At 73.0% G+C, this 13305-nt stretch carries 12 protein-coding genes; 6 read left to right on the forward strand and 6 right to left on the reverse strand.

Annotated features, from left to right (window positions below):
* Positions 1-65: 65 nt before the first annotated feature.
* The 4 genes from ACFVDP_RS24715 to ACFVDP_RS24730 all read right to left on the reverse strand — a co-directional run bounded on the left by ACFVDP_RS24715 (position 66) and on the right by ACFVDP_RS24730 (position 3828).
* Positions 66-1319 (reverse strand): MFS transporter, encoded by a 1254-nt coding sequence (locus ACFVDP_RS24715; protein WP_383493425.1) that lies wholly within the window; start codon positions 1317-1319, stop codon positions 66-68.
* Positions 1316-2452, reverse strand: a complete 1137-nt coding sequence (locus tag ACFVDP_RS24720) for a PLP-dependent cysteine synthase family protein (RefSeq protein ID WP_383493428.1) — start codon at positions 2450-2452, stop codon at positions 1316-1318. Before ACFVDP_RS24720 ends, ACFVDP_RS24715 begins: the two co-directional genes overlap by 4 nt.
* A gap of 137 nt (positions 2453-2589) precedes the next feature.
* Positions 2590-3009: a hypothetical protein gene (locus ACFVDP_RS24725; protein WP_383493431.1), complete on the reverse strand. Its 420-nt coding sequence runs from the start codon at positions 3007-3009 to the stop codon at positions 2590-2592.
* A 231-nt stretch (positions 3010-3240) separates the two neighbouring features.
* Positions 3241-3828, reverse strand: coding sequence for a molybdopterin-dependent oxidoreductase (locus ACFVDP_RS24730; RefSeq protein WP_383493433.1), 588 nt, complete (start codon positions 3826-3828; stop codon positions 3241-3243).
* Between the two features lie 219 nt (positions 3829-4047).
* Between ACFVDP_RS24730 and ACFVDP_RS24735 the strand changes: the two genes are divergently transcribed.
* Complete coding sequence (locus ACFVDP_RS24735; protein WP_383493436.1) at positions 4048-4443, forward strand: TOBE domain-containing protein; 396 nt, start codon at positions 4048-4050, stop codon at positions 4441-4443.
* 39 nt (positions 4444-4482) lie between these two features.
* Here the strand turns inward: ACFVDP_RS24735 and ACFVDP_RS24740 are convergent, their stop codons facing one another.
* Positions 4483-6027, reverse strand: a complete 1545-nt coding sequence (locus ACFVDP_RS24740) for a PucR family transcriptional regulator (protein ID WP_383493438.1) — start codon at positions 6025-6027, stop codon at positions 4483-4485.
* Between the two features lie 213 nt (positions 6028-6240).
* Here ACFVDP_RS24740 and ACFVDP_RS24745 point away from each other — a divergent pair, with 213 nt between their 5' ends.
* Positions 6241-7089 (forward strand): FAD binding domain-containing protein, encoded by an 849-nt coding sequence (locus ACFVDP_RS24745; RefSeq protein ID WP_383493441.1) that lies wholly within the window; start codon positions 6241-6243, stop codon positions 7087-7089.
* Positions 7086-9824: a molybdopterin-dependent oxidoreductase gene (locus tag ACFVDP_RS24750; protein WP_383493444.1), complete on the forward strand. Its 2739-nt coding sequence runs from the start codon at positions 7086-7088 to the stop codon at positions 9822-9824. The genes ACFVDP_RS24745 and ACFVDP_RS24750 overlap by 4 nt, the downstream gene beginning before the upstream one ends.
* 55 nt (positions 9825-9879) lie before the next feature.
* On the opposite strand, the gene ACFVDP_RS24755 is transcribed toward ACFVDP_RS24750, so the two are convergent.
* The gene (locus ACFVDP_RS24755) at positions 9880-10359 is read right to left on the reverse strand and encodes a molybdopterin-dependent oxidoreductase (protein ID WP_383493447.1); all 480 of its coding nucleotides are present in this window, start codon (positions 10357-10359) and stop codon (positions 9880-9882) included.
* 169 nt (positions 10360-10528) lie between these two features.
* On the opposite strand from ACFVDP_RS24755, the gene modA reads away from it, so the two are divergent.
* Genes modA through ACFVDP_RS24770 form a run of 3 tightly spaced genes read left to right on the forward strand, consistent with a single transcriptional unit; the run spans position 10529 to position 13304 of the window.
* Positions 10529-11365 carry a molybdate ABC transporter substrate-binding protein gene (gene modA, locus ACFVDP_RS24760; RefSeq protein WP_383493450.1) on the forward strand — a complete coding sequence of 279 codons (837 nt, stop codon included), beginning with the start codon at positions 10529-10531 and terminating at the stop codon, positions 11363-11365.
* Positions 11362-12222, forward strand: a complete 861-nt coding sequence (locus ACFVDP_RS24765; protein ID WP_383493453.1) for an ABC transporter permease — start codon at positions 11362-11364, stop codon at positions 12220-12222. The genes modA and ACFVDP_RS24765 overlap by 4 nt, the downstream gene beginning before the upstream one ends.
* Positions 12219-13304: an ABC transporter ATP-binding protein gene (locus tag ACFVDP_RS24770; RefSeq protein ID WP_383493456.1), complete on the forward strand. Its 1086-nt coding sequence runs from the start codon at positions 12219-12221 to the stop codon at positions 13302-13304. The genes ACFVDP_RS24765 and ACFVDP_RS24770 overlap by 4 nt, the downstream gene beginning before the upstream one ends.
* Position 13305 lies beyond the last annotated feature (1 nt).

Genomic DNA, 13305 nt, shown 5'->3' on the forward strand with positions numbered 1-13305 from the left:
GCGGGCTCACCTCGCGCTTTCACCCGGCCACCCGGAATGGGCACAGGGGAAGGCACCAACTCCTCTCACGCCGCCACGAGTTCAGGCTCCTTCCGCGCCGCGAGACGCCCACTACGGGCCAGTGCGGCGACCGACGACGCGCACACCAGACCCGTCGCGGTCAGCGCGGACCAGGTCAGCCACAGGGCTCCGTGCCGGACGGCGAAGTCCCAGAGGGCGCCGGTGGCGAGGTTGCCGAGCGTGATGCCCAGGCCCGACACGGTGTTGTAGAGCCCGTAGTGCGTGGCCACGAGACGGTTGCCGGACAGGGAGACGACGGTGTCCATTTCGAAGGGGTAGACGATGGCGCCGCCGACGGCCAGCAGGGTCACCGCGGCGGCGAGGGCGACGACGGCGCCCGCACGGGCGCCGGGCGGGGTGAGAGCCAGCGGCAGAAAGGCCAGGCCCATCGCGGCGAGTCCGCGCACCAGCGCCTGCGCGGGGTCCCAGCGGCGTTTCGCCCAGCCGGTCAGCCGTAGTTGACCGGCCACGGCGACCGCCGCGGAGACGACGAACAGGCCGCTGGTCGCCCAGGTGCCACGCGATCCCAGCGCCTCGCCCGCCGCGAGGGGAAGCGCCAGATAGACCTGGAAGGTCAGCACGTACGAGCCGGTCATCGCGACGGCGAAGAGCAGAAAGGACCGGTTGCCGACGACAGTGCGCCACTGTCCCAGGACGCTGGGCGCCGTGGCCGCGGCGCCCTCGACACGGCGGGGCGGCAGGGCCCGCCATTGCAGCACGGTGAGCGCCGCGAAGAGGACGGCGGCGACGGTGCACACGAGTCGGAAGTCGGCCGCCAGCAGAGCGAGTCCGACCAGCGGGCCGAGGAGCATGCCCGCCTGGTAGTGGACGTTGAAGGTGGCGAAGGCGTCCACGCGCCGCTCCCCCGCCTCGGCAGCGAGATAGGCGCGTACAGCCGGGTTGAAGAGCGCTCCGGCGAACCCGGTGGCCGCCGACGCGGCGATCAGGGCGGGCAGGTTGTCGACCCATCCGAGCAGTCCGAAGCCGACGGTGCGCAGCAGGCAGCCCGCCATGATCGGGGTCTTGTAGCCGAAGCGGTCGGCGAGGGTGCCACCGATGAGGAACATGCCCTGCTGGGAGAAGTTGCGGACGCCGAGGACGAGTCCGACGGCCCAGGCCGCGAGGCCCAGCGGTCCGGCGAGATGGGCGGCGAGGTAGGGCATGAGCATGTAGAAGGCGAGGTTGATGGCGAACTGATTGACCATCAGCAGCTGTACCGGTGCGGAGAAGGAGCGGGTCTGCCGCCACACCGCCCTCATCGGGTGGCTCCGGTGAGCGGCCGTGCGGCGGGAGTGAGGGGGTCGGTGACGTGGGTGCAGCGGGTCCATCGGGTGACGACGCGGTCGCCGGCTCGGGCGATCTCGTCGGGGTCGTCGGCCGGCGGCAGGCCGAGGAGTCCGTGCTCGGTGCAGTACGCGTCGTCGAAGACGGTGCCGACGTAGCGCTGCGGGCCGTCGGGGAAGACGGCGACGATCCGGTCCTCGGCGGGCAGCACGCGCGCGAGCCAGCGGGCGACGAGTGCGACGGCGCCGACGCTCCAGCCGCCGGTGGCGTAGTGGTGCCGGGCCAGCCTGCGGGCCGCCCAGACGGCTTCGGGGGCGGCCGTCCAGTGGACCTCGTCGAAGAGGGCGTGGTGGACGTTGCGCGGGTGGATGCTGCTGCCGAGGCCGCGCATCAGCCGTGTCGCGGCGGGCTGGCCGAAGAGGGTGGATCCGGCGGCGTCGACCCCGACGACGCGCAGGGCGGGGAAGTAGCGGCGCAGGACGGAGGCGATGCCCGCGGAGTGTCCGCCGGTGCCGACGGAGACGACGAGGGTGTCGATCCGGCCGAGCTGGGCGACGAGTTCATGGGCGAGCGGGGCGTAGGCGGCGACGTTGTCGGGGTTGTTGTACTGGTCGGGGCACCAGGCGTCGGGGTGGGCGGCGAGGAGTTCGCCGACGCGCCGCTTGCGGGCCTCCTGCCAGCCGCCCTCCGGGTGTGCGGTGTCGACGAGTTGGACGTCCGCGCCGTAGGCGGTGAGCAGTCCGGTCATCAGCGGTTCGATGCCGGGGTCGGTGACGACGGTGACCGGGTGCCCGTAGGTGGCTCCGGCGAGGGCGAGCCCGAGGCCGAGGGTGCCGGAGGTGGACTCGACGATGCGGGCGCCGGGAGCGAGTTGGCCGCGTTCGCGGGCGGCCCGGACCATGTGCAGGGCGGTGCGGTCCTTGATGCCGCCGGGGTTGTGTCCTTCGAGCTTGGCCCAGAAGCCGCGTCCGGTGGTGGTGAAGGGTTCACCGATCCACAGGACGGGGGTGTCGCCGACCAGTCCGGCCGGGGTGTGGGTCGGGCGTTTGGTGTCGGCGAGGAGTCCGGCGGGTGCGGCCGGAGCGGTAGTGCGGGTGGTCTGGTTCATGGCGTGTCTCTCCCACGGCCGGTGCCGGTGCGGCGGCCGGCCGCTGCGTGCGGACGGATCAGGGCGGAGGCGGAGGCAGGGGTGGCTGCGGGGCGCCGTCGGGGACGGCTCCCGGACCTGCCCCGGGCCGGTCCGGATCAGGTCCGCCACACGCCGAGGCGGGCACGTTCCCGTTGGGGAGAGCACTCCGAGTGGTGCGTCGCGGCGGGGGCACGCTCGCGCGTAGGCACGGGTGAGGAGAGGTGCGGCTCGGCCGTCGGCGCGCTCCGCACGGTTTCGGCCGCGGTGCGGTCGCGCGGCGGCTGGGCGGTCGGCTCGTCCATGCCCCGGCACCGCGCGTCGCCGTCGGCATCACGGCTGCCGTCGGGCGAAGGGGTCGTCGCGCCGTGGGTGGCGACGGCGCTGGTCGCCGCGATGGTGTCGGCGCGCCCCGCCCCGTCGGGGACGGGTCCGTGGGCGCAGGCCAGCAGATGCATCAGGGCGGCGAGAAGGACGACGAGGGCCGCCCAGGCCCACACCCCGGGACGGCCGCCACGGCACACCGACTGGATCTTCATCGCGACCGAGAGTAATCGACCATGTACATAAAGTGCACGTGAGGACGGTGCGCGCGAGGAGCCCCGCGGCGCACGGAGTGCACTCCTCAGGGGCGCGGGGAACTGCGCGAGAAGCCCCCGCGCCCACGGACGGAGTGACCGCGGCCGGAGTGACCGCGCCCCGGCGCCACTTGACGCTCGACCAGCATCGCCACCGCCGCCGAGGCGGCCCCGGCCCGGCGCGCACGCAGACTAGCTCTCGTCCTCTTCCTGGTACGAGTAGCGCTGGGCGGCCCAGGGGTCGGCGACGTTGTGATATCCGCGTTCCTCCCAGAAGCCGCGGCGGTCCTGCGTCATGTACTCGATGCCGCGCAGCCATTTCGGGCCCTTGTAGCCGAACAGGTGCGGGACCACGAGGCGGAGCGGGAAGCCGTGTTCGGCGGTGAGCGGCTCACCGTCGTGGTGGGTGGCGAGGACGGTGGTGTCGGCGGCGAGGTCCGCGAGGCGCAGATTGGCGCTGTAGCCGTACTCGGCCCAGGCCATCACGTGCGTCACGCCGGCGGCGGGCGGGGCGAGGTCGAGGAGGGCGCGGCCCGGCACGCCGAAGAAGGTGTGGCCGGTGGTGCTGGTGCCGGACGCGCAGTGCAGGTCGGCGCGCACGGTGGTCCTGGGCATGGCGGTGACCTCGTCGAAGGTCCAGGAGCGGGTCTGCCCGTTCGCGGTCGCGCCGAAGACCTGCAGCGTCCACCGCTCGGCACGGAAGCGCGGCACCGGCCCGTAGTGCGAGACGGGCCACCCTCTGGCCAGCCGCTGCCCCGGCGGCAGCATGCCCTTCTCCATGACCGGCTCCATCGTTCCTGTGGACCACAGATGCAAGGTGCGAGCCTAGTTCATACCCGCGCATGCATGTCAGATTGACCGAATCAGCTGGCATTTGCGTCACCCATGCCGCGCCCGCGCCGCGCCTGCATCGCGCCCATGTCACGCCCGCGTCGTCGCAGGGCGCACTGAGGGCGGGCCCGGCGAGCGCGCCCGGATATCCCGGATATCTTGGCGCGCATGCAGTCATACACGATCGGCCAGGCAGCGCGACTGCTCGGCGTGAGCCCGGACACCGCCCGCCGGTGGGCGGACGCGGGACGAGTGACGACCCATCGGGACGAGAGCGGCAAGCGGCTCATCGACGGGAAGGACCTGGCGGCGTTCTCCGTCGAGCTCGCCAAGAGCGGGGCCGGGGAGGAGGACGCCTCCTACACGTCGGTCCGCAACGCCTTTCCCGGCATCGTGACCGCGATCAAGCTCGGTGACGTGGCGGCGCAGGTCGAGATCCAGGCGGGTCCGCACCGGCTGGTGTCCCTGCTCACCCGCGAGGCGGTCGAGGAACTGGAGCTGGAGGTCGGCGTGGAGGCCACGGCCCGGGTGAAGTCGACCAACGTCCACATCGACCGGGTCTGAGCGACGACCGCCCCAACGGCGAGCGGCCCTCACCCGCCCTCACCCGCCCTCGCGGTCCTCGCGGTCCTCGCGGTCCTCGCGGTCCTCGCGGCAGAGCAGCGCCGTCCACAGGTCGAGGCGGTCCGGGAGCCGGGACAGGTCGCGGCCGGTGAAGTGCTCGATGCGCCGGACCCGGTAGTGCACGGTGTTGACGTGCAGATGGAGCACCTCGGCCGTGCGGGCCCAGGAGCAGTCGCAGGTGAGGAAAGCCCGCAGGGTCTCCAGAAGGGCGGCGGCGGACGCGGTCCGCGCGTCGAACAGCGGGCCCAGCACGGTCCTGCTGTAGACGGCCCGCACCGATGCCGGCACCCCGGCCAGGAGCGCGCCGAGGCTGCCAAGCGTGGCGGTGTCGACGAGTGAGGAGGTGCCGGGGGTGCCGCCGCGGGCGCAGGTCAGGGCGTAGCGGGCCTCGGCCAGCGCCCCGGCCAGACCGCGCGGCGCGGCGGCCGGGGTCCCGGTTCCGCCGTACAGCGGTTCGTCGGGGACACACGCGGCGACGCGCGAGAACGCTCCGGCGAACTCGTCGGCGGGGAGGGTTCCGGCCACGACGGCGAAGGCGGTGCCGTCCGGGAGCCGGCCCACGGCCGCGGGCCCGGTTCCCGCCCAGGCCACCACTTCCGCCAGCGCCCCTTCCCCGGCCCCGCCCTGCCGGGCGCCGGTGGCGGCGACGACCACCCGGTACGGCCCGTCGACGGGCAGCCCGCAGGCGCGCAGCCCCCGTTCGATGTCCGCCGCCTCGGCGTCCCCGTCGCCACCGGGCCCGGCGAGCAGCGCGCCCAGTTCGTCCGCTGCCTGCCGGTCGGCCGCCCGGTGCCGGGCGAGCGCCTCCTGGCAGCGGCCCAGCACGGCGGCCACCTCGTGCAGCAGCCGGGGCGGCACGGCATCCGGATCGGGCAGCCGCAGCTCCCAACGCTCGTACGCGGACGGGCCGTCCACGTCCACCGGCACGGTGATCCCGTCCCCGGCCGCCTCGACGCTGTCGTCCGGTCCGTCGGGCGTGGCCGCGACCGTCCGTCCGGCGCCGGTCAGCACGTACGCGACCGTTCCGGTCCGCAGGTGAGCGAAGGCCGCGGCGAGGATCGCGTCCGGTCCGGCGCCCTGGGCGAGGAGCCGACCGAGCCGTTCGCGCAGGTGTCCGGGCAGGGCGTGCTGACGGCTCAACTCCCCCCACTGCTGCACGTACACGCTCTCGGTGACGGCCCGGAACATCACATGCGTCGGCACGCTCGCCAGCGGCATCCCGTGCCGTACGCACGCCTCTATCAGCTCGTCGGGGACCGTGCCGTGGGTCTCCTCGCCGGCCAGCAGGACGGCGGCGTCCGCGGCACGCAGCGCGCGGACGAAACGGTCGGCCTTGTCCTCGCCGCGCTGCGGGGTCCACCAGACCAGTCCGCTGAGCACGGCCTCGCCGGCCCGTACGAAGCGGGCCGGGTCCTCCAGGTCGGTGACCGTCACCCCGCTGATCTCCCGCCGCAGCGACGCGTCCTCGGCCCACAGCAGGCGCAGGCCCAGATTCTGGTCCTCCAGGAGATTTTCGACGTGCATGTGTTCCGGCTCCTCGTGCGGCCGCCGAACGGGGGATAAACCGCCCGGCATCTCGCAATCACCAGGTGAATGCGAGTGATCGCATAGTAAGTGCAAGGCGAACGGAGCGAAATGCTCCTTGGTTGATTCACCAAAAGGCGGGCCGCGGAGCGGGACGATTCCGTGTGGCGCACCAGTCGTCCGGGCCCGTCGCGGATTGCTTCACTGACGGCCATGGACCTGAACACGGTGGCGGAGATCCGGGACGGGCGGGTGCCCGCTCCCTGGCGGCCCGGCGACGCCTGGCTGGGCGGCGGCACGTATCTCTTCTCGGAGCCGCAGCCCTGGCTGCGGCGCCTGGTGGACCTCAGCCGCACCGGCTGGACCCCGGTCGAACAGCACGCGGACGGCTCCCTGGAGATCGCCGCCACCTGCACCATCGCCCAACTGTCCCGTTTCGCGAAGGAGCTGACGCAGCCGGCGGCCCCGCTGTTCGAGCGGTGCTGCCGGGCCTTCCTCGCCTCGTTCAAGATCTGGAACATGGCCACGGTCGGCGGCAATCTCTGCAACGGCCTCCCGGCGGGCCCGATGATCTCGCTGACGGCCGCGCTCGACGGGGAGTGTCTGCTGCTGGCCCAGGACGGTGTACGCCGCCGGGTGCGGGCCGCCGACTTCGTCACCGGCGCCGGGCGCACCGTCCGCGCCGAGGGCGAACTGCTGCGCTCGGTGACCCTGCCCGCGCGGAGTCTGGCGTGCCGTACGGCGTTCCGGCAGGCGTCGCTGTACGGGCTCGGCCGCTCCGGTGTGCTGGTCATCGGCGCCCTCGACCCGTCCGACGGCTCGCTCGCGGTGACGGTCACGGCGTCCACCGTGCGGCCGGTACGGCTGTGGTTCCCGCTGCCCCCGTCCGCTCCGGCGCTGCGCGCGGCGATCGGGGCGGCCGTCGCGGACGAGGAGTGGTTCGACGACATCCACGGGCTGCCCGAGTGGCGGCGCCACATGACGTTCCGGTACGCGGAGGAGATCCGCCGCGAACTGGGAGACCCCGCGGAACCAGCGGAACCCGGCGAGGAGGCACGATGAAGATCGAGGTCAATGGGCGTACGCACACGGAGGATCCGCGTGCGGGGCAGTGTCTGCGCACCTATCTGCGCGACCGCGGCTGGTTCGGCGTGAAGAAGGGCTGCGACGCGGGCGACTGCGGCGCGTGCACCGTCCACGTCGACGGCGAACCGGTGCACAGCTGTCTCTATCCGGCCTTCCGCGCCGACGGCCGTGCGGTCACCACGGTCGAGGGCCTCGCGTCACCGGGGGGCGAACTCCATCCCGTACAGCGGAAGTTCCTCGACGCGCAGGGCTTCCAGTGCGGATTCTGCACCGCCGGTTTCCTGATGACGACGGCTGCCCTCGACGAGGACCAGCTCACCGACCTGCCCCGGGCGTTCAAGGGGAATCTGTGCCGCTGCACCGGCTACCGGGCCATCGAGGACGCCGTGTGCGGGGTCCGGCACGTCGAGGAACCGGGCGCGGGCGAGGCCGTGGGCCGCAATCTGCCCGCTCCGGCCGGCCCCCAGGTCGTCACCGGCACCGCCCGCTACACCTTCGACATCGACTTCTCCGGCGGTCCCGGCCTGCTGCACATGAAGCTGCTGCGCTCCCCGCACGCCCACGCGCGGATCACCGCCGTCGACACGGCGGCCGCGCTGCGCGTCCCCGGCGTCCATCTCGTCCTCACCCATCACGACGCCCCCGAGCGGCACTTCTCCACCGCCCGCCACGAACACCCGGAGGAGGACCCGGCCGACACGCGCGTCCTCGACGACACGGTGCGGTACATCGGCCAGCGGGTCGCCGCGGTCGTCGCCGACAGCGAGGCGGCCGCCGAGGAGGGCTGTCGGCGGATCGAGGTGACGTACGAGCTGCTGCCCGCGGTGCTCGATCCGGAGGAGGCGATGCGGCCGGGTGCCCCCGTGGTCCACGACAAGGACGCGGCCACCGCCCGGATCGCCCGCCCCCGGGCCAATGTGGTCGGCGAGGCGCACGGCGAGACCGGTGACATCGAGGCCGGGTTCGCCGCTGCCGACGTGGTCCACGAGGACACGTACCGCACCCAGCGCGTCCAGCACGCCAGCCTGGAGACGCACGGCGCGGTCGCCTGGTTCGACGAGGACGACCGGCTGACCGTGCGGACCAGCTCACAGACCCCGTTCCTGACCCGCCGCGCCCTGTGCGACCTCTACGACCTGCCGCACGACAAGGTGCGGGTGGTCGCGGGCCGGGTCGGCGGCGGCTTCGGCGGCAAGCAGGAGATGCTCGTCGAGGACATCGTGGCGCTCGCCGTGCTGCGGCTGCGCCGCCCCGTGAAGCTGGAGTACACGCGCGCCGAGCAGTTCTTCGGCGCCACGACCCGGCACCCCTTCACCATCGGCGTGAAGGCGGGCGCGCGCCGCGACGGGACGCTCACCGCGCTCCAGTTGCGGGTGGTGTCCAACACGGGCGCGTACGGAAATCACGGTCCGGCCGTGATGTTCCACAGCGTCGGCGAGTCCATGGCGGTCTACCGCGCCCCGAACAAGAAGGTCGACGCCTACTCCGTCTATACGCACGCCGTCCCGGCCGGCGCCTTCCGCGGCTACGGCCTGGGCCAGGTGATGTTCGCCGTCGAGTCGGCCTTCGACGAACTGGCCCGGCAACTGGGAATGGATCCGCTGGAGTTCAAGGCCCGCAACGTCATCAACGCGGACGAGCCGATGATCACTCCCGGCGGCCACGAGGAGGATCTGCACATCGCCAGCTACGGCCTCGACCAATGCGTCGACATCGTGCGCCGGGCCCGCACGCAGGCCGCGGACGTGACCGCTCCCCCGGGCTGGCTGGTCGGCGAGGGAGCGGCCCTCGCGATGATCGCGACCGGCCCGCCCGGCGGGCACATCGCCGACGCGGCCGCCACGCTGCTCCCCGACGGCTCCTTCGATCTGGCCGTCGGCACCGCCGAGTTCGGCAACGGCACGACGACCGTGCACCGCCAGATCGCGGCCGGTGAACTGGGCACCACCGTCGACCGGATCACCATCCGCCAGTCCGACACCGACGTCGTGCGCCACGACACCGGCGCCTTCGCCTCCACCGGCACCGTCGTCGCGGGCAAGGCCACGCTCCGTGCGGCGCGCGCCCTCGCGGACCTGCTCCTCGACTTCGCCGCCGCCCGGCTGCGGGTCCCGCGCGCCGACTGCCGGCTCACGGAGGAGGCGGTCCTGCACCCGGGCGGCCGGCTGCTGCTCAAGGAGGTGTACGCGGCCGCGCGCGCCGTCGGTGTCGAGTGCACCGCCGACGGCCACTTCGGCGGCACCCCGCGCTCGGTCGCCTTCAACGCCCAGTGGTTCAAGGTCGCCGTCGACCCGGGCACCGGCGAGATCCGCATCCTGCGCAGTGTGCACGCCGCCGACGCCGGGCAGGTCATGAACCCGATGCAGTGCCGGGGTCAGATCGAGGGCGGTGTCGCCCAGGCGCTCGGCGCCACGCTCTTCGAGAACGTGCGTCTCGACGAACGCGGCGCCGTCGACACGGCCGCCTTCCGCCGCTACCGGCTCCCCCAGTACGCCGATGTCCCGCGCACCGAGGTCCACTTCATCGGGACCACGGACACCATCGGCCCGCTGGGCGCCAAGTCGATGAGCGAGAGCCCCTTCAACCCGGTGGCGCCCGCCTTCGCCAACGCGCTGCGCGACGCGACCGGCATCCGCTTCACCGAGGTGCCGCTGACCCGGGACCGGGTGTGGCGGGCGATGGCGGAGCGCGGGGTGCCCGGTGCCGCGTAACGCCACCGGAGCCCCGCGCCCATGGCACTCACCGCGCTCACCGCGCTCACGGCGCTCACGGCCAAGAGCGGTAGCCGCCGTCCACGCGGATGGCGGTGATCCCGCTGACGTAGCGGGCGCCGCAGCGGTCCTGCGGCAGCACCAGCTGCGGTCCCGCCCGGTCCAGCGGGGAGCCGTCGATGGTGGCCGCGAGCAGCACCGGGGCCCGTCCGAAGTCGGGGTCGATCTCCGCCCAGGACATGAGGCTGTGGTGGCCGTCGGTGCCGGTCACGGCGATGAGGAAGCGCAGCCGGTCCTTGCGCCGGGCCGGGTCGAAGCCGGGCTCCGCGGCGCTCAGCACGTCGTGCAGGAGCGGGCCGGTGAAGCGGTGGTGCTGGACGCCGCTGGTGGCGCACTCGAAGGCGACCTCCGCCTGGTGCTGGGGCCAGCCCAGCAGGTCGGCGACGGTCAGCCGGGACGGCCGGGCCAGATCACCGGCGAGAACCACTTCCGCCACGGCGGCGGTCGTACGGGCAGCTGCGCGTGTTCGGCTCACGGGCCACCACCTCCCGAGGGACCGTACCCGGCCGGGCCACCTGGACAAACGCATATACCATCTGTCGGATCATCCAGTCTGGCTCATGCGATTCAACTATGCACTTACACCTTGTATTTGCGGCAGTATGCTCAGCGAATACACACCCATTCCGAACAGGAGTACACCCGTGACGACCCCCTCCGTGCGCCGGAACCGCCGCACCACCCGGATTCTGCAGGTGACCGGGGCGAGCGCCGCCGCACTGCTGGCGGTGAGCGCGTGCTCCTCGTCCGACGACTCGTCGTCCGACTCCTCGGCGTCGCCGTCGAAGGCGTCCTCGGACAAGCTGTCCGGCACGGTCACCGTCTTCGCCGCGGCCTCGCTCCAGGAGAGCTTCACGACACTGGGCAAGCAGTTCGAGAAGGCGCACCCCGGCACCAAGGTGACCTTCAGCTTCGGCGGCAGCGACTCGCTGGCCGCGAGCATCACCGGCGGCGCCCCGGCGGACGTGTTCGCCGCCGCCAGCCCCAAGACGATGAAGATCGTCACGGACAAGGGCGACGCCGCGGGCACCCCGGCCACCTTCGTCCGCAACCAGCTGGAGATCGCCACCCTGCCGGGCAACCCCGACAAGGTCGCCTCGCTGAAGGACCTCACCAACAAGGACCTGAAGGTCGTGCTGTGCGCGAAGGAGGTGCCGTGCGGCGCCGCCGCCGACAAGGCCCTCACCGGCAGCAAGCTGAAGCTCACCCCGGTCTCGTACGAGCAGGACGTCAAGGCCGCTCTGACGAAGGTGGAGCTGAAGGAGGCCGACGCGGCGGTCGTGTACAAGACCGACGTGCACGCCGCGGGTGACAAGGTGGAGGGCGTGGAGTTCCCCGAGTCGACCCAGGCCATCAACGACTACCCGATCGCGCAGCTCAAGGATTCGAAGAACGCCGATGCCGCCAAGGCGTTCATCGCCCTGGTGCAGTCCGCCGAAGGCCAGAAGGTGCTGACCTCGGCCGGCTTCCTCAAGCCGTGACCTCGCTCGACAGGACCGGCGCCGCGACCGACCCCCGCACGGGTGGGCCGCGGCGCCGTCGCGCGGGCGGGCGGAACTTCCGGGGTGCGCCGCTGCCGCTGCTGGTGCCCGCGCTGATCGGCCTGGCGTTCCTGGTCCTGCCGCTGATCGCCCTGCTCGTGCGGACCCCGTGGTCCGATCTGCCCGATCAGCTGACGAGCGCGTCGGTGTGGCAGGCGCTGCGGCTGTCGCTGCTGTGCGCCAGTGCCGCGACGGTCGTCAGCCTGGTGATCGGTGTGCCGCTGGCCTGGTTGCTCGCCCGCGTCGAGTTCCCCGGCCGCGGTGTCGTACGGGCCCTGGTCACCCTGCCGTTGGTACTGCCGCCCGTCGTCGGCGGTGTGGCGCTGCTCTCCGCGCTGGGGCGCAACGGGGTGGTGGGCCAGTGGCTCGACTCCTGGTTCGGGATCACCCTGCCCTTCACGACCGCCGGGGTGGTGGTCGCCGAGGCGTTCGTCGCCATGCCGTTCCTGGTGATCAGCGTCGAGGGCACGCTGCGCGCCGCCGACCCGCGCTTCGAGGAGGCGGCCACCACGCTGGGCGCCTCCCGGTTCACCGCGTTCCGCCGGGTCACCCTGCCGCTGATCGCGCCGGGCATCGCGGCGGGCTCGGTCCTCGCCTGGGCGCGGGCGCTCGGCGAGTTCGGCGCGACGATCACCTTCGCGGGCAACTTCCCCGGCCGTACCCAGACCATGCCCCTCGCCGTCTACCTCGCCCTGCAGAGCGATCCGGAGGCGGCGATCGCCCTCAGCCTCGTCCTGCTGGCCGTCTCGGTGGCCGTGCTCGCGGGGCTGCGCGACCGTTGGATGACCGCCTCATGACCGACACCGCCCCCACCGTGCTGGAGAAGCAGGGCCCCTCCGCCGACGGCCTCGACGCCCGCCTGGTCGTCGAGCGGCCGCCCTTCCGGCTCGACGTGACCCTGACGGCCGCCCCCGGCGACGTCGTCGCGCTGCTCGGTCCCAACGGGGCAGGGAAGACGACCGCCCTGCGCGCGCTGGCCGGTCTGGTCCCGCTGACCGACGGCCATCTGCGCCTGGACGGCACGGAGCTGGACCGGACCCCGCCGGAGCGCCGTCCGGTCGGTGTCGTCTTCCAGGACTATCTGCTCTTCCCGCACCTCACGGCGCTGGACAACGTCGCCTTCGGGCCGCGCTGCCACGGCGCGACCAAGGCCGAGGCGCGGGCGCAGGCCGCCGAGTGGCTGGACCGGATGGGCCTGGCCGGGCACGCGGGCGCGAAGCCCCGCCGGCTCTCCGGCGGCCAGGCCCAGCGCGTCGCCGTCGCCCGCGCCCTGGCCACCCACCCCCGGCTGCTCCTCCTCGACGAGCCGCTGGCCGCCCTCGACGCCCGTACCCGGCTGGAGGTCCGCGCCCAGCTGCGGCGGCACCTGGCCGACTTCGAGGCGGTGGCGGTCCTCGTCACGCACGATCCGCTCGACGCCATGGTCCTCGCCGACCGGCTGGTCGTCATCGAGGACGGGCAGGTGGTGCAGGAGGGCACACCGAGCCACATCGCCCGCCATCCGCGGACGGACTACATCGCCCACCTCATCGGGCTGAACCTGTACCAGGGGCAGGCCGAGGGGCACACCGTGCGGCTGGCCGACGGGCCCGCGATCACCACCACCGAGGACCTGACGGGACCGGTCTTCGTCACGTTCCCGCCGACCGCGGTGACCCTGTACCGCGACCGTCCCGCCGGCACCAGCGCCCGCAACCTCTGGCGCTGCGAGGTCGCTGGCCTGGAGACCCACGGCGACCAGATCCGCGCCGACCTCACCGGTGAGCTGTCCCTCGCGGCGGGGCTGACGACGGTGGCCGCCGCCGAACTCGGACTGCACCCGGGCGGGCAGGTCTGGGCGGCGGTGAAGGCCGCGCAGACCCACGCCTATCCCGCCTGAC

The organism is Streptomyces sp. NPDC057694 (assembly GCF_042799415.1).
Classification (GTDB): Bacteria; Actinomycetota; Actinomycetes; order Streptomycetales; family Streptomycetaceae; genus Streptomyces.